This is a genomic window from Rhodoferax sp. P2_H8_2 (genome assembly GCF_056403235.1).
Map to the genome: position 1 here is coordinate 290,005 of NZ_JBFUFW010000003.1, position 21,230 is coordinate 311,234.

The following is a 21,230-nucleotide window of genomic DNA, read 5'->3' on the forward strand; positions in this document are numbered from 1 at the left end:
TCTGTTAGTCGTAGTTACTGAAGCGGCTGCTTGTGCCGCTCGAATCCCGCAAATTCTGATAGCGCGAAATATTCTGATCCAAAGTTTTCTGAGAACCAAAGCCCAAGCGGGTAAATCCCACGAACTCCAGCTGGAAACTCAAGCGTTCGGTGGCCGTTGTGGTACTGGTTTGCAAACGCTCCAGCACCACCCGACCCAACCAACAGCCCGCATCGTACTCGACGCCCACCACGGTGTCGACCAGGCGGCGCTCATTCAGGCTGTAATTCAGCCGGCCTACCGAGTAGAGGCGCCCTACCCCCTGGCCACGTCCGGCGCCCAGATCCTTGCCCTTGTCGCCCCACAAATCGTTGAGCGGCCACTGCCAGCTGACATCGACCTGCTCGCTGAAATCGCGCTGGTAGCGGTACGCGCCATTGAGCACACGGTAATTGCCCGGGTTGTAGCGCGCGCCCACGGTTGCCCGTTCCGACTGATCGGTCTTGCTGTTGTACTGGACCGTGGACTCCAGGCCCCAACGGTCGTTGACGTTGACGGATGCGCCCAAAAGAATGTCGCTAAAGCCCGCCTGCGCCGGTGCCTCCCCCGCATTGAGGGTGACGCGCTGGTCTTCAAAACGCAGGCGCTGAGCCACGCCAAAACGTGCCAGTTGCGCTCCGGTATCCGCATCCAGCAGGCGCGTGGTCAAACCCAGCGTCATCAGGTTGTTGTCGGCAATCTTGTCATGGCCAACAAAGGCGTTTTCTGTGTAGATTGACGCAAAGTTGAAGTCGTTGGCGCCCGTGTCGTAGTTGGGCAAGCGGCTCTGGTCGCGGTACGGTGTGTACACATAGAAAGCGCGTGGCTCCAGCGTTTGCACCAGTGAGCGGCCCAACAACTTGGCATTGCGCTCGAACACCAGACCGCTGTCCAGGCTGAAGGTCGGCACCACGCTGTCCGCAGCGGAGCTTCCATCGGCAAGGCGCGCATCGAACTGGTAGGTGCTGGCGTGCAGCTGCAGCTTCGGTGTCAAAAATCCGGCCGGTGCCAGCCAGGGTCGGCTGATCTGCGCCAAGCCGTAAACGCGTTGTGCATTGGGCTGCAAGGTCAACGCACTGACTGACTGGAATTGGGTGAAATCTCCGTCCACCGACCAGTCCCATCCGCGCGAATCCGACTGTTCATAACGTGCAGCGATCTGCGGCACACGGTCATACGGCGGGATGATGGGTGCGGCCGGGTCTTGCAACGTCTGCCATTGCAACATGCGCACCGTGGTGGATACCGGGCCCTGCCCCCACTGCGCCGAGACTTCATTCGGCAACAGGCGCTGTGTCAACGTACTGCTGGCGCGCGTAAAGTCGCGCCAGTAGTTGTCGTCACTGACGCGATTCAGATTGAGGTTGACGCCTACGCCGCCCACGGAAGCCAACCCAGTCTGCACAGTCCCCTGGTGGGTATAGGCAACACCCCATCGGTCGGCGCCACGCAGCGCATCGGCGGGCATGTAGTTGACCCGGGCAATGCCACTGTAGGCGGGCTCCAGGTAGCGAAAATCCACGCCTAAATCGACACCACGCAAACTCATGACAGTCGGCGTGATCGTCGCGTCGCGGTTGGGTGCAATATTCCAGTAGTACGGCTGCGTCACTTCAATGCCATTGACGTTGTCTACACCAATGGTCGGCGGCAACAGGCCGGATTTGCGCTTCTCAGACAGCGGGAAGCTGATGGCCGGTACCGGCAATATGGGTATGCCTTGGAAGCTGAGCACTGCGTTCGTTGCCACTCCCACGTCTTCGTCGTTGTCCAAAGTGATCTTGGCGGCGCGAAGTATCCATGCTGGGAGCCAGTCGGGCCCAGGCTGGCGCCGGCAGGTGGTGTAGGTCGCGTTGCGAATAATCGCGTGGCGCTCGTCGATAAAGTCCGCCCGGTCCGCCTCGCCATGCGCATCGTTTTGCAGGAATTCGTATCTGGGCGATCGGAAAAAGCCCTCAAAGGCGTCGACTTTCAGCTCCAGTTGCGGACCTGAGTACACATTGCCGCCGCGGTTAATGCGCACGTTGCCATTGGCCTTGGCGGTGTCGCTGGGCTGGTCGTATTCGAGACGGTCCGCGCGGATGGTGGTGCCGGCCTTGCGGAACTCAGCGCCGCCTTCAATCACGGTTTCCAGGTCGGCGCGGCCTGTGATGCGGTCACCCTGCACAAAAATAGGTGCCGCTTCGCGTTGCGCCGGCGTGATCGCCTCCGTCAGCATGCTGCTGGGGCGCAGGGCCAACGGAGCCGGTGACGCGGTTTCAGGGGCTGGCGCAGTCTGTGCCCCTGCGACATCCATCAAGGCCCACACGGCCAGCGCTACACCATGCATGCGATAGCGGGAAAGTATTGGGGTGGCAGGCTTGCACCGGGTTGGAGGCGTGGAAAACAAGGGCAGGTATAGGCGGGTTTGTAGAATGGATTATCCATGAGCCAACGCACCGACATCATCTTCCCCGCCAGCCCCGTCACCTGGGCCCATCCTGAACGCAAAGTGGAGTTTGATGCCTGGCTTCAGACGGTAGCCCCGGTACACGACCTGGATGCTGCCAGTCTGCGCATGGCATCTGCCGACGCCGGCTTTCGGCGCTACCTGCGCATAGACAGCCAGGCGGGCAGCCGCATCATCATGGATGCGCCGCCCGACAAGGGCAGTTGCACCAGCTTTGTCAGCATCGCCAAGCTGATGACCGACGTGGGAATGAAAGTTCCCGAGATTTTGCAATGGGACGAGGCGCGCGGTTTCATGCTGCTGACCGACATGGGCTTGCAAACCATGCTGCAAGCCATCGACGCGGATGCGCCGCCTCCACTGGGCCTGTACATGGATGCCGTGGACACGCTGGTGCAATGGCAGCTGGCGTCCAAAGAAGGCGTGCTGCCACCCTACAGTGAAGCGTTGCTGCGCCGCGATCTGGAGCTGTTTCCCCAGTGGTACATCACCGAGCACCGGCAAACGCCCGTAGACCCAGCCATGCGCAAAACGCTGGACGAGGCCTTTGCCTGCATCCTCGCCAACAACCAATCGTGGCCCTATGTGTTTGTGCACCGCGACTTCATGCCACGCAACCTGATGGTGGGACCGGGTGGCGTCGCCAATATCGCGCGTGATCACCTTGGCGTGCTGGATTTTCAGGACGCGGTCTACGGCCCGATCACTTACGACATCGCCAGCCTGCTGCGCGATGCGTTTATCAGCTGGGACGAAGACTTTTGTCTGGACGTGACCATCCGCTACTGGGAAAAAGCCCGCAAGGCCGGGCTTCCCGTGGGCGATGACTTCGGGGAGTTTTACCGCGGCGTGGAGTGGATGGGCCTGCAGCGCCACCTGAAAGTGGCTGGTATCTTTGCACGCCTGACGATTCGCGACGACAAGCCCCACTATCTGGCCGATACGCCGCGCTTTATCCACTACATCCGCAGCACCTGTGGCCGCTACCGTGAGCTGAAGCCATTGCTGCGCCTGATCGAGAAGATCGAAGGTATTGAGGTTCCCAACGTGTTTGCGTTTGGAAGAACATAATGAAATATGCCGCTAGCGCGCATAGATAGTGCGTAAGCAGCTACTGAATTTATAGCAACCTCATCATGCCCCGCTTCTTCTGCCCGACTCCTTTGGCCACTGGCGACTTGCTGGAATTGCCCGCCGGTGCCGCGCGCCACGTACAGGTGCTGCGCCTGCAGCCGGGCGACGCAATCACACTCTTCAACAACGGCCCGGGCTGGACAGGCCCATCACCGGGAGGCGAGTTTGACGCCACGGTCACGCGCATGGGCCGCAGCGATGTGCAGGTACAGGTCGGTGCCCATAGCGCCATCGAGCGCGAGCCGACGCAGCGCGTTATGCTGGCAGTGGGCATGCCCGCGAATGACCGGATGGACTGGCTGATCGAGAAAGCCACCGAGATGGGCGTCTGGGCGATCCAACCGCTGATGAGCGAGCGCAGCGTGCTGCGCTTGAGCGGCGAACGCGCGGAAAAAAAGGTTGCCCATTGGCAGAGCGTGGCCGTGGCTGCCAGCGAGCAATGCGGTGGCAACCGCGTCCCCGCCGTGTTGCCGGTTGCTAACCTCACCCCATGGCTCGCTGCCGCAGATACCCATCTGCCAGCCCAGACCCAACGACTGCTGCTGTCGCTGAGCCCCAACGCCCAGCCGGTACGCACACATGGGCACGCCAACTCCACCAGTTGCTTTCTGTCCGGCCCTGAAGGGGGATTGGGCGCCGCCGAGGAGGCTGCCGCGCTCGCTGCAGGGTTCGCGCCGGTCACACTCGGCCCACGCGTATTGCGCGCCGAAACCGCCGCGCTGTTTGCTTTGGCCAGCCTGCTCGCCGTCTAACACACCCGCGGAATCCGGCCCGCGCATCAGGGTTTATCCATAGGCCCGCGTAGCCCCCGAAAGGGCCTGGCGCGGGCATACTGGACACCTGACATGTCGCTGTGAACCGGGGGTAATCCGTGATTTCCAATTTAGTGAGTGATGCCATGCGCGCCAGGGGCTTGGGTGCGCTGATGAAGGGCGCCGGCATGGTGACCCGCTACATCCCTATTCCGCAGCCGACGCTGCTGGTCGGCCCCGGCGCCAGTGGCCGCCTCGGGCAGGCGGTGGCCGGCTTTGGGCACCGCAAGATCCTGATCGTCACCGACAGCATCATCTCCAAGCTGGGGCTGCTCAAAGGCCTGACCGACGCACTGACGGCCGGCGGCGCACAGTTTGTGGTGTTCGACGAAATCACCGCCGATGCGCCGATCCCGCTGATTGAAAAGGGCATCGAGTTTTTTGAAGAGCACCGCTGCGACGCCATCGTCGCCTTCGGCGGCGGCTCGTCGATGGACGCCTCCAAAGCGATTGCGGTGGCCGCGGCCAATCCTGGCAAACGGCTGCGCCAGTTAGCCGGCTACTTCAAAGGCCTGCGCAATCCGGTACGCATTTACGCGGTGCCCACGACCGCAGGCACTGGCTCCGAAGTGACCGTGGCCGCAGTGATCTCCGACCCAGAACGCGAGAGAAAACTGGTGATCGTCGACCCCCGCATGGTGCCCAAAATGGCCGCGCTGGACCCGGTACTGATGACCGGTCTGCCACCGCACATCACCGCGGCCACCGGCATCGATGCGCTGACCCATGCGGTGGAAGCCTTTGTTGGCAACTGGACCACGCCGTATTCGGATGGCATGGCGTTGTCGGCAGTTGGCCTGATTTTCGAGAATCTGCGCACCTGCTACACCGATGGCAAGAACTTGCCAGCGCGGGAAAAGATGGCTCTGGCATCGACCTACGCAGGTTTTGCATTTACCCGCGCCAACGTGGGCTACGTGCATGCAATAGCCCACCAGTTTGGCGGCAAGTACCACACACCGCACGGCCTGGCCAACGCCATCATGCTGCCACTGGTGCTGAAGTTTTCCGCCCCCGCCATCATTCCGCGTCTGGCCTTGCTGGCTGTGCGTGCAAGGCTCGGTAAAGAAGGCGAAGCGGACGATGTGCTGGCGCAAAAGTTCCTGGATGGCGTTGACCAGTTGAACCGCGATCTGGGCATCCCCACCACGCTGGATGCACTGAAGGAAGCCGACATCCCCGAGCTGGCCAAAGCCGCCTGCCACGAAGCCCACACCGGCTACCCGGTGCCGCGTTACATGACGCAGCAGGAGTGCGAAAACCTGATTCGCAAGGCTCTGCCGAAAGACGCAAAGGGTGCAGACAAGCCCAAGGCTGCCAAAACTCCAGCTAAGAAGTCTGCAAAGGCCAAGTGATCGCACGCAGAACCGTTTGAAGAAATAAAGAGGAAGACACCATGAAGAAAATCATCACCGTGACCCTGGGCTCGTCCAAACAGGATTTCGAATTCAAGACCCAGTTTCTCGGCCAGCCATTCCATGTGAAGCGCATGGGCGCCGACATGGACACCGGCAAGGCCTGGGAGTTGATGCGCCGCCAGCAGAACAATGCGGATGCGATTGGCCTGGGCGAAATCAGCGACCACTACCAGGTCGGCCTGCGCACCATCGTCAACAACGAAAGCCAACGGCTGATGAACGTGGTCACCCGCGTGCCGGTCACCACCGGTGCGCATTTGCGCCGCTTGCTGCAGGTGCGCGCAGTGCGCTATGTGCAACAGGAGCTGGGCCAGTACTTCAACAACAACCTGGTGCTGTTCCTCTCCGGAATGCGCAACTACGACATGGCCGTGGCGCTGTCGGACTACACCAAGAACCTGAGCTTTGCCGACGCCACCTTTCTGACCGGCGCGCCGACGATGCTGGGCTCTCTGGAGCAGCTGGAGTTGTTTGCCAAGGGCAGCGAGTTCATTTTGAGCGGCCGCGGTGGCGAAATGCTGGAGAACGCGCTGACCGATTTCAAGATTAAGCGCGTCGCCAGCGCAGTGGCCAAGTCACATGTGATCGTGGGCACCTTTGCCGAAATCAAGAGCATTGCGCGTGGTGGCAATCTGGATGGCAAGACGCTGATCACCTCGGCCGTCGATGACGAACGCATGGAGTTCTTCAAGAAACACAAGGTCAATCTGGTGGTCGATGTGTCGCCCAAGTTGTTCAGCCACGTGGTTGGCATCAACACGATTGAGGCCATGATTCTGGCAACCATCGCCAAGCCGCAGGAAACCGTGTCCGACGACGATCTGGACGAAATCCTGACCGAACTGGACATCACGCCGCGCCTGTTGCACCCCACGGGCAAGTTCCGCAATATCCGCCGCTTTGCATTTGTGATCCACCCCCTGAGCCAGGAGTTCATTCGCAAGGGTTTCCCCATCCCCAAGAGCACGCCAAAATTCGTGATGGACCGGATCGAGACGCTGGCCGCGCATATGCCACCCATGGTCTATTGCAAGATGGACAACATCATCTCGCCCACCGGCGCCGAAGCAGAAGGCTGGTTGATCTCGGTCGGCGGCACGCCCAAGGAAATGCTGTCGCGCAGCCCCGAGTTCACCTACCGGCGCTTATTACAGGCTGCCAAGATGGCAGAAAAAATGGGTGCGCAAATCATGGGCTTGGGCGCGTTCACCAAGGTGGTCGGCGACGCCGGTGTCACCGTCGCGCGACGCTCCAGTCTGCCAATCACCACTGGCAACAGCTACTCGGCCTCCGGCGCGCTGTGGGCCGCTGCCGACGCGATGCGCCGCATGGGGCTGGTGCAACTGGTCAAGGGCTCCAAAAAGGTACCCGCCAAAACCATGGTGATCGGTGCCACCGGCTCCATCGGCTCTGTCTCAGCACGCTTGCTGGCGATGGCGTTTGACGAAGTGGTCATCGCCGCACGCGATCTGAAAAAGCTGGAAGAGCTCAAAGCCTCGATTCTGGAGGACACCCCGGATGCGAAGGTGACCTGCTCCATTGATTACGACAACCTGCTGTCCGACATGGACATGATCGTCACGTCCACCTCCGGCGCTGGCAAGAAGATTCTGGACATCACCAAGGTCAAGCCCGGTTGTGTGATCACCGACGTGGCGCGGCCGCTGGACTTGCCACCGAGCGAAGTCGCTAAGCGCCCCGACGTGCTGGTGATCGAGTCCGGTGAGATTGAGCTACCGACCAAGGTCAAGGGCATGAAGACCATTGGCCTGCCACCGAATGTGATCTACGCCTGCCTGGCCGAAACCATTGTGCTGGCACTGGAGGGCCGCTTTGAAGTGTTCACGGTGGGCCGCGATACCGAGTGGGAAAAGGTCAAGGAGATCTACAAGCTGGGCCTGAAGCACGGCATGAAGCTCTCCGCGATTTCCGGCGTCAAGGGCGTGTACTCCGACGAAGACATTAACCGTGTGGTCGCGCTGGCGAAGAAAGCACGCCTGACCTGGAAGGGCACTTCCACAGCAGCTCCTGCAAAGACTGCTGCGAAAAAAGCACCTGCCAAGAAAGCTCCAATAAAGGTCGCCGCCAAACCTGCGCCGGTAAAAAAGGCGGTGGCTAAAAAAGTTACAGCCAAACCGGTTGCGGCTAAGAAAGCAGTTGCGAAGAAGGCTGCGCCGCGCAAGGCCGCGGCCAAGAAGACTCCCAAGGCGCGCTGAAGTTTTCAATACCTTGGCGCTCGCCCGGGCGCAGTCGGGGGCAAGGGCCCGTGCCTCATGATTCGCTGCGCTCATAAAATCGGCGCGTTCCCTTGCCCTCGACTACGTCCTTGGGTGGGCTCTGGGAGCTACGTCTTAAAACGTTGGTTTACACGGGTTGTTGGTTGAGTGGAATGGCGGGCGTGCAGGTCGGGGCCGATTTCATTTGCCTTCAGCAAATCATGAGGCCCCGGCCTGTGCGCCTGCCATTCCACTTAACCAACCATCACAAGACAAAACGAGAAATTAGCCGACCAGCCAGGAGTCGGTATTGCGATCCTGCATCCAAGTCTGCAAAGCCTCAACGGTCAATGGCTTTGCAATGTAATAGCCCTGCAACGTACCGCAACCGCATTCGCGCAGGAACATCAGTTGCTGCGTGGTTTCCACGCCTTCAGCCACAACCGTCAACCCCAACGCATCGGCCAGACTGATCACGCCCTTGACGATCGCGCGTGAGTCGTTGTCTGTCGCCGTGTCGCTGACAAAAGAACGGTCGATCTTCAGCTGGTTCGGGCGCAAGCGCTTCAGATACGACAACGACGAATAACCGGTACCAAAGTCGTCAATCGCAATGCCCACGCCCAAGCCACGCACCCGCTCGATGATGCGCTGGCTGGTGTCGGTCTCCGTCATCAGCACGCTCTCGGTGATTTCAATCTCCAGCTCGCCCGGCTCCAGGCCATGCACGCGCAGCGCAGTTTGCAGGCTGTCGAGCAAACGGTGGTCGCGAAACTCCAGTGCCGAGACGTTGACTGACATGCAACCGACATCCAGCCCCTGTGCCTTCCACGCTGCCTTCTGGCGGCAGGCCTCGTTGAGCGTCCAGACGCCCATCTCGGCGATCCGGCCTGACTCTTCGGCCATCGTGATGAAGTGACCGGGGTACAGCAGGCCGCGCTGTGGGTGCTGCCAACGCACCAGCGCTTCCACACCGACCATCGCGCCCGTATTGGCATTGACCTGCGGCTGGTAATGCAACACCAGTTGTCCGGCCGCAATGGCTTCGCCCAACTGATGCTCCAGCTCCATCGTGGCCTGCATCCGCGTGTTCAGCTCGGCATGGAAGAAGCTGTAACGGGCCCGGCCCAGCGACTTGGCCTGGTACATCGCAATGTCCGCATTCTTGACCAGCGTTTCAAAGTCTTGCGCATCGTCTGGAAACAGCGAAATACCGATGCTGGCCGACACGCGTGCAGAACCACCGGCCAGCACCAGCGGCTGCTCAATGGACTGCAGCACGCGGTCTGCCATTTCTGCGAGGCTCTCCCAATGCGCAATGTCGCGCGCCAGCACCAGGAATTCGTCACCACTCTGGCGGCACACTACGTCGATCTCGCGCAGCATGTCGCGCAGGCGGCGCGAGACTTCCATCAGCAACGCATCACCGGCCGCGTGGCCCATGGTGTCATTGACAACCTTGAAGCGGTCCAGATCGATAAAGAAAATGCCGAACTTCTGGCCTGAACGGCGCGCCTGCAAGATTTCACGCTGCACCAGGTCAATGAACAGCGAGCGATTGGGCAGGCCGGTCAGGTGGTCATACAGGGCGAGCTGCTCCAACTGCGCATTCTTCGCTCCAAGCTGGCCAAACAACTCGCGCAACTGCTGCTGCACACGCCCCAAATGCTGGCCCAACAGGCCGATCTCATCGTGGCGCTTCCACACAAACGTCGCAGGCGGTTGGTCGGAGGCGTTTTCTACCAGCGCCGAGGCCTGCGCCTTCAGGCGTTCAATCGGCCGCAGCACGCGCGAGACCAACACCGGAATCAACACGCCTACGCTGACCAGCACCTGCAGCGCCACCAGCACCAGCATCTGGCTACGGCGCTGCTCCAGCAGGCTCTGGCCGTAGGTTGCATCAAACCAGATCACCAGATTGCCCAGCGGCTCGCCGGAGCGAGTGACCTCTCCGGTGCGCCGGTGCAAGCGGCCCTTGGTGGTTTCGCCGTCCAGCGAAGCGCTATACCCCTCGCGCACCCGTTGCAGAGGCTTGGAGTTGGCCAGGCCTTCTTCAATGCGTACGGCGACGACTTGCGGATTTTCCAGCAGGCGCAACGCAGCGGCGTCCAGCGCCAAGTGGTCGACCACCCACATCGGCTCGGCAATCGACACGCTGCCAATCACCATCAATGCAGCTTCGCCCTGCTCCAGCATCGCGCGCTGGGATTTTTCGGTAAGTTGCTGCTCTCCGGCCAGCAGCAGCAACGCTGGCGTTGCAACACCGGCCATGATGGCCAGCACCACGGTGTAGCGCAACGGCAAGCCGCCGCGCCATCGGCTCCTCAATCTGGACAATAAGCTCATTGGTAACTGCTCACACTATCCTAGAAGCGGCTATCAAGCCACTGGTGCAGAGCAGAAAACACGGGGGTGGCGTCCAGTTCATTGAATATTTCGTGATACAGGTTGTCAAAGCATACCGAAGTCACCAGTTCCTTGGGTGCTGCCTGCGCAAAATCACGGCTGCCCTGTGCATTCAGCAGGCGATCGTCGCCGGCATACATCAACAGCGTGGGCACGGTCCACAACGGTGCCAGAGCCACCGTCTGCGGGCCAGCGGTAGCGATGAAGCGGGCCAGCCGGGCAGAAATGCGGTCGTGCACCAGCCGGTCGTTGCGATACGCCGCAACAACCGCGGGGTCGTGCGAGATGTATTGCGGCTTGACGCCGTTGCCGACGCGTAAGTCAGGCGCAATGGCCGGCAACACCGCCAGCAGAAATTTCTGAAACGCACTCAAACCGGGATTCAGCGCCGGTGACGACATGATCAGCGCGTCCACCGGGCGGATACCCAGCGAGACAAAGCGGCCCACCACCAGACCCCCCATGCTGTGGCCCAACAAAATGATCTTGGTGCCGGGCTGCATGCGCGCGCGCGTGCTGTCCACGATGTCAGCCAGATCGTCCAGCAAACGCGTGTCGGTCGGCAGACTGCCGCGCGCACCGCCAGACTCACCATGACCGCATTGGTCGTACCCACGCACCGCAAAGCCCCAGGCATTGAGCTTGCGCGCCACGTGCTCATAGCGCCCGGCATGTTCACCCAGCCCGTGCACGATGATGACCACTCCGCGCAATGCAAGCTCTGGCGCGACGGGCCAGTCCTGGATCACGACGTTGTCACCGTCGCTGGCGATGTAAGTGGAGAGCGTGGATTCTGATTGCATGGGCAAGTCGTTGGGTTCAGGGGACACTGGCAATGACCTGGGCCACTGCCGCAGTCAACTTTTTGGCATAAGGAACATGCAGGAACTCGTTGGGGCCGTGCGCATTGCTCTTGGGGCCCAACACACCGCACACCATCATCTGCGCCGTCGGGAACCCTTTGGACAGCATATTCATCAGCGGGATCGTGCCGCCCTGTCCGATGTAGCCGCAAGGCGCGCCAAATTGCGCTTGCGATGCGGCGTTGAGCGCCTGTTCAAACCAGGGCGTGCTGCTGGGCGCATTCCAGCCGGTTGCCTGTGACAAGCCTTCAAACGTGACACGGGCCTGGTAGGGCGCGTTGTCTTCCAGCAAGGCCTTGAGTTCCTGCACCGCGGTAGCGGCTTCCACCAGCGGCGGCAGGCGCAGGCTGAGCTTGAAGGCGGTGTAGGGGCGCAGCACATTGCCCGCGTTTTTCATCTCTGGGAAACCGTCGGCACCGGTCACGCTGAGCGTCGGTATCCAGGTGCGGTTCAGCAACGCCTGCAAAGGGTCCGTCGTGGTGGGCAGCGCAAAGCTGGTGGAGCCACCGCAGTCGTAATGTGCCCACGGGAACCGCTTGTAGATTTCGTCACCCAAAATATCAGCGGTGGCTTGCGCCTGCGCCATGCGGTCTGCGGGCACTTCGCAATGGAAGCTCGCAGGCAACAGGCGCCCAGTGGCGCTGTCTTCCAGACGGTCCAGCACCTGGCGCATGATGCGAAAGCTCGATGGCACCAGACCGCTGGCGTCACCGGAGTGCACGCCTTCGGTCAGGATTTCGACCTTCAACGTGCCTGCGGCCATGCCGCGCAGGCTGGTCGTCAGCCACAGCTGGTCGTAGTTGCCAGCACCCGAGTCCAGACACACCACGAGCCCTACATCGCCCAATTGCGGTTTGAGCGCATCGACATAGGGCAGCAAATCGTAGGAGCCGCTTTCTTCGCAGGTCTCGATCAGGCCGACCAGACGCGGGTGGGGGATGTTCTGCTTTTTCAGGGTCTGGATGGACGCGATCGCCGCATAGGCCGCATATCCATCGTCAGCGCCGCCGCGACCATACAGCTTTCCGTCCTCCAGCTTCGGCGTCCACGGGCCCAGGTCATTACGCCAGCCGGAGAATTCAGGCTGCTTGTCCAGATGGCCATACAACAACACGGTTTGCGTGCTCTCGCTACGGGTAGCCGCCACTTCGAAAAAGATGACGGGCGTGCGACCGGGGAGGCGGATGACTTCCAGCTTCAGACCGGCGACTTTCTGGGCCTCGATCCAGGCCGCCACATTGCGCGCAACGGTATCGATCAGGCCGTTCGCTTCCCAGTCCGCGTCGAACATCGGCGACTTGGCGGGGATACGGATGTAATCGGTCAGTTGCGGGACGATCTCGTCGTCCCAGACACGGCTGACCTGGTCCAGCGTTTGTGCCGCATCCAGCGCGGCTTGGGGTAGGCGGGCGTTCATGAAGTGCTCCCGGACAATCAAACCGCCATCATGCCACGGCAGGCCCATAGGTTGCCTCCCGGGAAACCCTCAACGCTGGGCATGCAGCCACTCCAGCCCGGCCCGCGTTCCACCGGGCACAGCGCCCGCTCGGGGCCGGTACTCGCAGCCCACCCAGCCGGCATAGCCCGAGGCATCAAGCACATCGAACAGGTAGCGGTAGTTCAGCTCGCCGGTATCGGGCTCGTGCCGTTCGGGCACACCAGCAATCTGCACGTGGCCCACCTTGCCGCCAGGCAGGTAGTGGCGCAGTTTGGTGGCGACGTCGCCTTCCATGATCTGGCAGTGGTACAGGTCCATTTGCACCTCCAGGTTGGCCGCCGCGACTTGGCCCACCGAGTGGTGCGCGTGCGCCTGGTGGTGCAAAAAGTAGCCGGGCATGTCGCGCGTGTTGATAGGTTCGATCAGCAGCGTGACGTTCTGCGCAGCTGCCGCCTGTGCGGCCCAGCGCAGGTTGTTCTCGTAAGTGGCTTGCGCCAGCACTGGGTTGGCATCGGGCGGTAGCAGGCCTGCCATGCAGTGGATGCGTGGGCATTGCAGCGCTTGGGCATATTGCAGCGCCAGTGTCACTCCGGCTTGGAATTCTGCTTCCCGCCCAGGCAATGCCGCGGTACCGCGCATTCCTTGTCCCCAAGCTGCAGCTATCGAAGACACATCGACGCAACCAGGCGGCGCGTTGAACAACACCTGCTGCAAACCGTGCTGCTGCAATTGCTCAGCAATCTGCGCAGCAGGCCATTCGTAGGGAAACAGAAACTCCACCCCGGTAAAACCGTCCTCGGCTGCCGCTGCAAAGCGCTCCATAAAGGGCATCTCGGTGTACATCATGCTCAGATTGGCCGCAAAACGGGGCATGGTTTGCTCTTTCCAATAAAGGTTAGGCGATCAGAGCAAGCTCAGTGCCAAGCCAACTGCACCACACGCCAGAATCACGGACACCACGCCCATCTGATAGCGAATCAGCGCTATCGCTGCAGCCAGCGCCAGACCGAGGGACACCACATCGAGGCGCGCCACGCCACCGGCTTGCGCCGGATGCCAGGCAATATGCACCAGAAAGAACAGGGCCAGGCTGGCAATCACGCCCACCACCGCCGCAGTGATGGCAGTCAGTGGCGCGGTGAGCTGCAGGTTGCCATGTGTGGACTCAACCCACGGACCACCGGCCAGAATGAAGATGAACGAAGGCAAAAAGGTAAACCAGGTCACCACCAGTGCGGCCAGAACAGCGCCCCAGACCAGATGGTCAGAACCCAGCACCTGCGTGGTCCAGCCACCTACAAAACCAACGAAAGTCACCACCATGATCAGCGGCCCAGGCGTGGTCTCGCCCAGCGCCAACCCATCCATCATCTGCGCCGGGCTCAACCACGCAAAGTGTTCCACGGCACCCTGAAATACATAGGGCAGCACCGCATACGCACCGCCAAAGGTCAGCAGCGCGGCCTTGGTGAAAAACCAGCCCATTTGCGCCAATGTGCTGTCCCAGCCCTGCCACGCGACCAGTGCCGCCATCGGCATGAACCACAGCAGCAAACCCACCGTCAGCAGGCGCAGCAGCCGCACGCGGCTGTATTGCGCGTGGGCCGGGGTCGGCGTGTCGTCGTCAATCCAGGCCGCGGGGTGGCCGGCCTCTTCCTTGCCTGCGCCATGTTTGGACGCAGCCGCAAACTGGCCGGGCCAGATTTTTTGCCCCCACCAACCCACCATCGCAGCCAGCAAGACAACGACAGGGAAGGGCACACCCAACGCAGCAATTGCTATAAAACTGCTAGCCGCGACCGCCCATAGCACGGGCGCTGTGACCGGTTTCTTCAATGTGCGGCTGCCAATACGGTGCACTGCCTGCAACACCAGCGCCGCCACCGCGGGCTTGATGCCATAGAAAATCCCAGCCACCCAGGGCACGCTGCCAAACGCCACATAGATCCAGCTCAACAAGATAAGCAGGATCAACGAAGGCAGCACGAACAACGCGCCGGCGACCACGCCACCCCAGGTACGGTGCATCAACCAGCCCAGATACGTCGCCAACTGCTGCGCCTCGGGCCCGGGCAGCACCATGCAGAAGTTCAATGCATGCAAAAAGCGCTTTTCCGAAATCCAGCGCTTCTGCTCCACCAGCTCACGGTGCATGATGGCGATCTGCCCTGCGGGGCCGCCGAAACTGATACAGCCCAGTTTGAACCAGAACTTCAGTGCCTCAGAAAATGAAACGGGAGTGGACGGAGTATGCATATGGCTCCGCTTCCTTCCAACGGTCAACGCGCCAAAAGATAGACGGATGTTCCTGCCATCAGGTTGGGAGCGAGGCGCACGACGCGGCCTTCTTGCAGACCAAAACTGTCCTGTACTTTGAGGCCGTTGCGCGCGGCCAAGTCGGCCAGATCAGCGTGCGTGCCGACGCGGATATTCGGCGTGTCATACCACTGGTAGGGCAATCGGCGCGTCACTGGCATGCGCCCGCGCAGAATGCTCAAACGGTTCGGCCAGTGCGCAAAGTTGGGAAAGGCGACGATGCCCAGCCGTCCGACGCGCGCGGTTTCGCGCAGCATCACTTCGGCATTGCGCAGGTGCTGCAAGGTGTCGATCTGCAGCACCACATCAAACGACGCGTCGCCAAACATCACCAGGCCTTCGTCCAGGTTGAGCTGGATCACATTGACGCCGCGCTGCACGCAAGCCAGCACGTTCGCGTCGTCCAGCTCCACGCCATAGCCGGTACAGGCGCGTTCTTTTTGCAAATATTCGAGCATTGCCCCATCACCGCAGCCCAGGTCCAGTACGCGGGAGCCCTTTGGCACGAGTTCGGCAATTGCGTGCTGGATGGCGGTATCACTCATGCTGCCACCTCTTTCGCAATGCTATCGAAATAGGAGCTTACTACGCGCATGTAGCGTGCGTCATCGAGCAAAAAGGCATCATGTCCGTGCGGCGCGTCAATCTCCGCGTAGCTGACGTCACGCTTGTTGTCTAACAGTGCTTTGACAATCTCCCGGCTGCGTTTAGGGCTGAAGCGCCAATCGGTCGTGAAGCTCACCAGCAAGAACTTGCAGGTCGCACGCTCGAGTGCGCGGCTTAGATCCCCCCCAAAAGCCCGCGCCGGGTCAAAGTAATCCAGCGCCCGGGTGATCAGCAGATAGGTGTTGGCATCGAAGTACTCGGCGAACTTGTCACCCTGGTAGCGCAGATAGCTCTCGATCTGGAATTCGACGTCTTGCGTGCTGAACAGGTACTCGCCCGCCTTCGCACCTTCCACCGCATCTCTGAGCTGGCGGCCGAACTTCTCGTTCATCACGTCATCGCTCAAGTACGTGATGTGGCCAATCATTCGTGCGATGCGCAGACCACGCTTGGGCACCACGCCGTATTGATAAAAGTGACCGCCGTGAAAATCCGGGTCCGTCACGATCGCGCGGCGCGCCACTTCGTTGAAGGCAATGTTCTCGGCCGTCAGATTCGGCGCACTGGCCACGACGACCGCGTGGGCCACGCGCTCGGGGTATTGCAGCGTCCACGACAGTGCTTGCATGCCACCCAGCGAGCCACCCATCACGGCGGCCAATTTCTGTATGCCCAACGCATCCAGCAGGCGCGCCTGCGCGTTGACCCAATCTTCTACAGTCACTACAGGGAAGTCCGCGCCGTACACCACGCCAGTATCCGGGTGCGTGTGCATAGGTCCGGTCGAGCCAAAGCAGGAGCCCAGATTGTTGACACCGATGACAAAGAATTGATTAGTGTCGACAGACTTGCCAGGGCCAATCATGTTGTCCCACCAGCCTTCGCTTTTGTCCTGCCCGGCGTAAATGCCCGCCACATGGTGCGACGCATTGAGCGCGTGGCAGATCAACACCGCATTGGACTTATCGGCATTGAGCGTGCCGTAGGTTTCAAAACTCAACGAGTAGCCGCGAATGCTGGTGCCGCTCTGCAAAGGCAGCGGCGCATCAAACAGCATGGACTGGGGCGTAGCGATCAACATAAAAAACAAAACCCGGAAACGCTAAACGCGGTCCGGGTCTTCCTGGTGTTCCGTGTTTAGCTGTATTTATAAAGCGCCCGCAAGCTGGAGCAAATTGGCGCTAGGGATAAGTATAGCAACGATGTAGATTTATCCCCACACCAGCGCCGCCACGCCCAACCCTGCAAATAGCAACGCCGAGACGATGTGCACGATGCGAATGGGCACCAGCCGCGTCATGCGTTCACCCAGCCAAACAACCGGCGCATTGGCCAGCATCATGCCCAGCGTGGTACCGGCCACGACCCAGAGATAGGCGTTGAACTTGGCGGCCAGCATCACGGTGGCAATCTGGGTCTTGTCGCCCATCTCGGCCAGGAAGAAGGCGATCACCGTGGTGCCGAAGACACCCCAGCGCGGTTGGGCATTGGTGTCTTCATCATCGATCTTGTCCGGGATCAGCATCCAGACGGCCATCGCGATGAACGAGCCCGCAAGTATCCAGCGCAGCAGATCGGGACCGATGACGGTGGTGATCCAGGCACCAACCGCACCGGCAAGCGCGTGATTAACCAGGGTCGCGACCAGAATGCCCCATACGATGGGCCAAGGCTTGCGAAAACGCGCGGCGAGGATGAGTGCAAGAAGTTGCGTCTTGTCGCCCATTTCGGCGAGGGCAACAATGCCAGTGGAGGTGAGAAAAGCTTCCATGAGGATTCCACGGCCGGGGATCAACCTATGACTGCACGACACCCCCGGCCAAAAATCGGAGGCGTGCAGCCAAAGGTCTCGCCAAGACACACATGGGATGACAACCCCGTGCGGCCCTGCTTGCGCCATGTCTGCCTTGACGGCAAAACAAGTCTGTTGACGCAAGCCCCTCTGCAAAAAGCAAGGGCGGCTACTCCCCAATGACAGCTTGAATTGTATCGGGTGTGCCCATGCAACGCTGGCTTCACCCTGGATTTGCTATCGATTCAATAGCTACTTACGCACATTCTATGAGCCTTGGCGGCCGAAATGTCTCTGAATTAACGTATCCAATGTCCAGCGTCCGCAGCCAAAAATCGCCAGCATGGCCAGCAGCACGCCCCAGGTGATGTGCTGCTGCAGCGCTTCGGGCGCGATCTCGGCCAGCGATAGCACCGCCACCACATTCACAACCGACAGCCCCAGCGCAGCAAAGCGCCCGCCCAGGCCCAATACGAGCAATACCGGCAACGCGAGCTCACCCGCGGTGCCCATCCAGGCCGCAAGCTCAGGCGGCAGCAGAGGCACGTGGTATTCGTCTGTGAACAGGGCCAGCGTGATATCCCAATCCCGCAGCTTGGTCAGACCCGAGAGAAAAAACACCCGAGCCACATAGAGGCGCGCCAGCAGGCAGGCCAGTGGCTGCAGCGCATCCAGCCCCGCGTTGAGGACGCGCCACATTTTGAATGGGCCAGCAAGCCATCGCGTGGCAGTTTGGGTTTTGTAGATCATGTTATTTCTCAGGTGTAGACGGTGTGTACCGGGCTGCGCCCAGCACCAGGCCCGTCTGAATGGCGTGAGGAAACCATTGGGCAAAGTCCAGCGCAGCGCTGCCTCCTGCATCCAGTGCTTGCCCCAGCGACACACCGGACAGCAGCGCCTGCAAAAAAGCAGTTTCACCAAGCCATGTTTGGCGGCTGCGTGATCGAAAACCTTCGCGCCAGACCACGGCGTCTTGCGCCACTTGTTCGCGCAGCATGACGCCCACTTCGGCAAAACTAGGCGCGTCATCCAGGTGTGCCGACAGGATGCTGGCAATAGGCCAGGCGCTGCGCACCACGGCACAACCCGGTGCCAGCAACAACGCCAGTTCAGCGGGGTCGTGCTGTGTAAGCAATGCCAGACTGCCAGCGTCGGCTGCGGCATCGGGCGCTGTAGCGCAAAGATGCAAGCACCACTCCAACCGTGCCACGTCCGCCAGACAGGGTTCGTCCTGCAGTTGCGCGCTGCTCTCAACAAAGGCTGGCAATGCTGCGCCCCAACAACCCAAGTCACCGCACGTCGGTGGATGCGCATGCCACAGCGCCCGCGCAAGGTCCGCAAAACTGTCTGCACCCACCATTTGCGAAAGCACTGGGTAAGCCGCTCCGAGCACACTGTGCGCCATGGCGTGGCCGTTGGCTTGGTAGGCTCTTAGGCCCCTGGCGCCCGGATCATGTGCGTAAGCAGCTACGTTTTCCATAGCATTCTCCGCAGGCCAGGCAAACAGCGCATCCAGCAATACGGCTTGTTGGGCAGCCAGCGCACTCATGCGATTGCTCCTTCGCATTGCGTGGTTTGCAGCGCTTGAGCGCGCGTGACTTCGTCCAGCAACACCGACAATGCAGGCACATCGGTGTCCCACTCGATCAGCGTTGGCACGGCGCCAAACCGCCCAACGGCATGCCGGTACAGCGCCCACACCTCTGCAGACACCAGGCTGCCATGGTCGTCAATCACGATGTCGCCATGTATGTCGGATACATGGCGGTGACCGGCTAGGTGCATCTCGCTCACAAACCCGGGCGCAATCGCATCCAACCATTCGCGGCAATTCTCCAGCGGGTCGTCGATCTCCCCACGTTTGCAGGCGTTCAGCGCGTTGACATAAATATTGTTCACATCTACTAGCAACAAACAGCCGGTGCGCCGCGCCAGTGTGTTCAGAAATTCTGCTTCCTGCAGGACCGCTTCGCCCTGTGGTTTCCACTGCAAATACGCCGACAGGTTTTCCACCATGAAGCGGCGTTGCAAGCGGTCTTGCACTTGCTGCACATTGGCGCACAGCACGTCCAGCGCTTCGTTGGTAAAAGGCAGTGGCAATAGATCAGAGCCATGCACCATAGCCCCTTGAAACGTGCCCCGCGCAAATGACGCGTGGTCGCTGACGCGCACCGGGTCTATGCGCTTCACCAGCGTGGCAAGCTGGTCCAGATGCCAGGCGTCCAGCCCGACGGCCGACCCCAGTGACAGACCGACCCCATGCAAACTGACCGGATAGTGGTTGCGCCCCTGTTCGAGCACACTGAGGGCTGCGCCACCTGCGGCAAAGAAATTCTCGGAATGGACTTCCAGAAAATCCACCGCAGGCCGCTCATGCAGCACCTGCGCGTAATGCGGGTGCCGCCAGCCGATGCCCACACATCCGGCCGCGACAGACATTACTTCTTCATCGCCTTGGCTTCGTCCGCCGTCATGCCCTTCATGTCTTTGCAGGTGCCCTTGGCAACATATTTCCACTCGGCTTTGTCCATGTCGACCTTGGATTGGCCGGCACAGGAATGGGCTCCGGTGGAGCAGTCATTCTGGCCCGCCTTGGCAACGCCAAAGCATTTTTCCTTTTCCTGGGCAGCTGCTGGCACGGCCATCAGACCCATGGACATTACAGCGGCGGCAGTCGCGGCGATCATTGCACGTTGGTTCATTGGAATACTCCTGAAGAATAGGTAAATAAAACAACCAGAAACGCCCTTGCAGTGTATGCAGCATTGGCTGGTTGATGTTTAGTCTGTGGGGTCGGCGGTTTCTTACAAACCACCTCAAAATTTTTCGGATAAAGGAGCTCCGGCGCTGAACGTACACTGGCGGCCATGCCTGCTGCGCCCCCTGCCATGCCATCCTTTGAACAACAGGTTGCCGATCTGCACGTCTATTTGCTCAAATTCGCGCGCTTGCAATTGCGCAATGAGACTTGGGCGGAGGACGCGGTATCAGAAACCATACTGGCCGCACTGGCCAAGCCGCAAAGCTTTGGTAGCCGCTCCCAGCTCAAAACCTGGCTGGTCGGAATCCTGAAACACAAGGTGGTGGACGCGCTGCGACACCATAGCCGGGAGGTCAGCACCCCGCAAACCGATCCGGATTCCGATTCCGACCCGCTGGATTTCATTGCTTTCAGGGCCGATGGCCACTTTGCCGAGACCCCGGCCGACTGGGGCAACCCCGAGAGCCAAGCCAACACCCGGCAATTTTTCGAGATACTGGAAGCCTGCGCCAACCAATTGCCAGCCGCCCAGGGCCGCCTGTTCTTGATGCGGGAATGGCTGGAACTCTCTTGCGAAGAGATTTGTAAGGAATTGGGCCTGACATCGACCAATCTGTATGTACAACTGCACCGGGCCCGTTTACGGCTTCGGGAATGCCTTGAACTCAACTGGTTCATGAAGAAGAACGCCCCATGATGCCTTTGAAACGCACCTGCAAACAAGTCGCAGCCTTGCTGATCGCGGGCGAGGACCGCGAATTGCGGCTGACCGAGCGTCTGGCGCTAAGATTTCACATGGCGGCATGCGAGGCCTGCCCACGGTTCCAGCGCCAGGTAATCACCATGCGCAACAGCATGCAACTGTGGCGTAATTACACGGATTCCGCGGATTTAGTGGGTTCCGACACCCCATCAGATGCCATTTCGCAAAAAAATTAGGCAACTAAAATAATCTGACGCATAATGGGTCGGCATGCCTGCCTTCGGGGTGGTATGTTAGT

At 60.5% G+C, this 21,230-nt stretch carries 19 protein-coding genes and 1 riboswitch; of the genes, 6 read left to right on the top strand and 13 right to left on the bottom strand.

All coding sequences use genetic code 11. The features are described from left to right. Positions 1–4 precede the first annotated feature (4 nt). Positions 5–2,347, bottom strand: coding sequence for an LPS-assembly protein LptD (locus AC1DV6_RS06990; RefSeq protein WP_477976475.1), 2,343 nt, complete (start codon positions 2,345–2,347; stop codon positions 5–7). A gap of 96 nt (positions 2,348–2,443) precedes the next feature. Between AC1DV6_RS06990 and AC1DV6_RS06995 the strand changes: the two genes are divergently transcribed. The 4 genes from AC1DV6_RS06995 (at position 2,444) to AC1DV6_RS07010 (ending at position 8,047) form a co-directional block, all read left to right on the top strand. Next, the gene (locus tag AC1DV6_RS06995) at positions 2,444–3,538 is read left to right on the top strand and encodes an aminoglycoside phosphotransferase family protein (protein ID WP_477976476.1); all 1,095 of its coding nucleotides are present in this window, start codon (positions 2,444–2,446) and stop codon (positions 3,536–3,538) included. Positions 3,539–3,603: 65 nt separating this feature from the next. Continuing rightward, positions 3,604–4,353 (top strand): 16S rRNA (uracil(1498)-N(3))-methyltransferase, encoded by a 750-nt coding sequence (locus AC1DV6_RS07000; protein WP_477976477.1) that lies wholly within the window; start codon positions 3,604–3,606, stop codon positions 4,351–4,353. A gap of 119 nt (positions 4,354–4,472) precedes the next feature. Then, positions 4,473–5,768, top strand: a complete 1,296-nt coding sequence (locus tag AC1DV6_RS07005) for an iron-containing alcohol dehydrogenase (protein WP_477976479.1) — start codon at positions 4,473–4,475, stop codon at positions 5,766–5,768. Between the two features lie 41 nt (positions 5,769–5,809). Continuing rightward, positions 5,810–8,047: a dehydrogenase gene (locus AC1DV6_RS07010; RefSeq protein ID WP_477976480.1), complete on the top strand. Its 2,238-nt coding sequence runs from the start codon at positions 5,810–5,812 to the stop codon at positions 8,045–8,047. A 285-nt stretch (positions 8,048–8,332) separates the two neighbouring features. Here AC1DV6_RS07010 and AC1DV6_RS07015 read toward each other — a convergent pair whose 3' ends face one another. The 12 genes from AC1DV6_RS07015 to AC1DV6_RS07070 form a co-directional block, all read right to left on the bottom strand. Beyond that, positions 8,333–10,393, bottom strand: coding sequence for a putative bifunctional diguanylate cyclase/phosphodiesterase (locus AC1DV6_RS07015; RefSeq protein WP_477976481.1), 2,061 nt, complete (start codon positions 10,391–10,393; stop codon positions 8,333–8,335). Positions 10,394–10,413: 20 nt separating this feature from the next. Then, a complete protein-coding gene (locus tag AC1DV6_RS07020) occupies positions 10,414–11,256 on the bottom strand; it encodes a lysophospholipase (RefSeq protein WP_477976482.1) in 843 nt (280 codons plus the stop codon). A 16-nt stretch (positions 11,257–11,272) separates the two neighbouring features. After that, on the bottom strand, positions 11,273–12,733 hold the full coding sequence (locus AC1DV6_RS07025; RefSeq protein ID WP_477976483.1) for a M20/M25/M40 family metallo-hydrolase: 1,461 nt from the start codon (positions 12,731–12,733) through the stop codon (positions 11,273–11,275). A gap of 69 nt (positions 12,734–12,802) precedes the next feature. Further along, complete coding sequence (otnI, locus tag AC1DV6_RS07030) at positions 12,803–13,627, bottom strand: 2-oxo-tetronate isomerase (RefSeq protein ID WP_477976485.1); 825 nt, start codon at positions 13,625–13,627, stop codon at positions 12,803–12,805. 30 nt (positions 13,628–13,657) lie between these two features. After that, complete coding sequence (gene chrA, locus AC1DV6_RS07035) at positions 13,658–15,010, bottom strand: chromate efflux transporter (protein ID WP_477976487.1); 1,353 nt, start codon at positions 15,008–15,010, stop codon at positions 13,658–13,660. Between the two features lie 23 nt (positions 15,011–15,033). Beyond that, a complete protein-coding gene (gene metW / locus AC1DV6_RS07040; protein ID WP_477976489.1) occupies positions 15,034–15,615 on the bottom strand; it encodes a methionine biosynthesis protein MetW in 582 nt (193 codons plus the stop codon). Next, the gene (gene metX / locus AC1DV6_RS07045; RefSeq protein WP_477976491.1) at positions 15,612–16,757 is read right to left on the bottom strand and encodes a homoserine O-succinyltransferase MetX; all 1,146 of its coding nucleotides are present in this window, start codon (positions 16,755–16,757) and stop codon (positions 15,612–15,614) included. Before metX ends, metW begins: the two co-directional genes overlap by 4 nt. Before the next feature lie 129 nt (positions 16,758–16,886). Further along, on the bottom strand, positions 16,887–17,447 hold the full coding sequence (locus AC1DV6_RS07050) for a TMEM165/GDT1 family protein (protein WP_477976493.1): 561 nt from the start codon (positions 17,445–17,447) through the stop codon (positions 16,887–16,889). 2 nt (positions 17,448–17,449) lie between these two features. Next, positions 17,450–17,658, bottom strand: a riboswitch (yybP-ykoY riboswitch). Positions 17,659–17,735: 77 nt separating this feature from the next. Further along, on the bottom strand, positions 17,736–18,167 hold the full coding sequence (locus AC1DV6_RS07055; RefSeq protein WP_477976990.1) for a DoxX family protein: 432 nt from the start codon (positions 18,165–18,167) through the stop codon (positions 17,736–17,738). A 52-nt stretch (positions 18,168–18,219) separates the two neighbouring features. Continuing rightward, positions 18,220–19,017 (bottom strand): HvfC/BufC family peptide modification chaperone, encoded by a 798-nt coding sequence (locus AC1DV6_RS07060; protein ID WP_477976495.1) that lies wholly within the window; start codon positions 19,015–19,017, stop codon positions 18,220–18,222. Further along, on the bottom strand, positions 19,014–19,907 hold the full coding sequence (gene bufB, locus AC1DV6_RS07065) for an MNIO family bufferin maturase (protein WP_477976496.1): 894 nt from the start codon (positions 19,905–19,907) through the stop codon (positions 19,014–19,016). The genes AC1DV6_RS07060 and bufB overlap by 4 nt, the downstream gene beginning before the upstream one ends. Next, positions 19,907–20,170: a BufA1 family periplasmic bufferin-type metallophore gene (locus AC1DV6_RS07070; RefSeq protein WP_477976497.1), complete on the bottom strand. Its 264-nt coding sequence runs from the start codon at positions 20,168–20,170 to the stop codon at positions 19,907–19,909. The genes bufB and AC1DV6_RS07070 overlap by 1 nt, the downstream gene beginning before the upstream one ends. Positions 20,171–20,335: 165 nt before the next feature. Here AC1DV6_RS07070 and AC1DV6_RS07075 point away from each other — a divergent pair, with 165 nt between their 5' ends. Both AC1DV6_RS07075 and AC1DV6_RS07080 read left to right on the top strand, forming a co-directional pair. Further along, complete coding sequence (locus AC1DV6_RS07075) at positions 20,336–20,926, top strand: sigma-70 family RNA polymerase sigma factor (RefSeq protein WP_477976499.1); 591 nt, start codon at positions 20,336–20,338, stop codon at positions 20,924–20,926. Further along, positions 20,923–21,168: a zf-HC2 domain-containing protein gene (locus AC1DV6_RS07080; RefSeq protein ID WP_477976501.1), complete on the top strand. Its 246-nt coding sequence runs from the start codon at positions 20,923–20,925 to the stop codon at positions 21,166–21,168. Before AC1DV6_RS07075 ends, AC1DV6_RS07080 begins: the two co-directional genes overlap by 4 nt. Positions 21,169–21,230 lie beyond the last annotated feature (62 nt).

Coding starts and splice junctions, on each gene's coding strand:
- AC1DV6_RS06990 (WP_477976475.1), bottom strand. CDS start 2,347: ATGCATGGTGTAGCGCTGGCCGTGTGGGCCTTGATGGATGTCGCAGGG.
- AC1DV6_RS06995 (WP_477976476.1), top strand. CDS start 2,444: ATGAGCCAACGCACCGACATCATCTTCCCCGCCAGCCCCGTCACCTGG.
- AC1DV6_RS07000 (WP_477976477.1), top strand. CDS start 3,604: ATGCCCCGCTTCTTCTGCCCGACTCCTTTGGCCACTGGCGACTTGCTG.
- AC1DV6_RS07010 (WP_477976480.1), top strand. CDS start 5,810: ATGAAGAAAATCATCACCGTGACCCTGGGCTCGTCCAAACAGGATTTC.
- AC1DV6_RS07015 (WP_477976481.1), bottom strand. CDS start 10,393: ATGAGCTTATTGTCCAGATTGAGGAGCCGATGGCGCGGCGGCTTGCCG.
- AC1DV6_RS07020 (WP_477976482.1), bottom strand. CDS start 11,256: ATGCAATCAGAATCCACGCTCTCCACTTACATCGCCAGCGACGGTGAC.
- AC1DV6_RS07025 (WP_477976483.1), bottom strand. CDS start 12,733: ATGAACGCCCGCCTACCCCAAGCCGCGCTGGATGCGGCACAAACGCTG.
- otnI (WP_477976485.1), bottom strand. CDS start 13,627: ATGCCCCGTTTTGCGGCCAATCTGAGCATGATGTACACCGAGATGCCC.
- chrA (WP_477976487.1), bottom strand. CDS start 15,010: ATGCATACTCCGTCCACTCCCGTTTCATTTTCTGAGGCACTGAAGTTC.
- metW (WP_477976489.1), bottom strand. CDS start 15,615: ATGAGTGATACCGCCATCCAGCACGCAATTGCCGAACTCGTGCCAAAG.
- metX (WP_477976491.1), bottom strand. CDS start 16,757: ATGTTGATCGCTACGCCCCAGTCCATGCTGTTTGATGCGCCGCTGCCT.
- AC1DV6_RS07050 (WP_477976493.1), bottom strand. CDS start 17,447: ATGGAAGCTTTTCTCACCTCCACTGGCATTGTTGCCCTCGCCGAAATG.
- AC1DV6_RS07055 (WP_477976990.1), bottom strand. CDS start 18,167: ATGTGGCGCGTCCTCAACGCGGGGCTGGATGCGCTGCAGCCACTGGCC.
- AC1DV6_RS07060 (WP_477976495.1), bottom strand. CDS start 19,017: ATGAGTGCGCTGGCTGCCCAACAAGCCGTATTGCTGGATGCGCTGTTT.
- bufB (WP_477976496.1), bottom strand. CDS start 19,907: ATGTCTGTCGCGGCCGGATGTGTGGGCATCGGCTGGCGGCACCCGCAT.
- AC1DV6_RS07070 (WP_477976497.1), bottom strand. CDS start 20,170: ATGAACCAACGTGCAATGATCGCCGCGACTGCCGCCGCTGTAATGTCC.
- AC1DV6_RS07075 (WP_477976499.1), top strand. CDS start 20,336: ATGCCTGCTGCGCCCCCTGCCATGCCATCCTTTGAACAACAGGTTGCC.
- AC1DV6_RS07080 (WP_477976501.1), top strand. CDS start 20,923: ATGATGCCTTTGAAACGCACCTGCAAACAAGTCGCAGCCTTGCTGATC.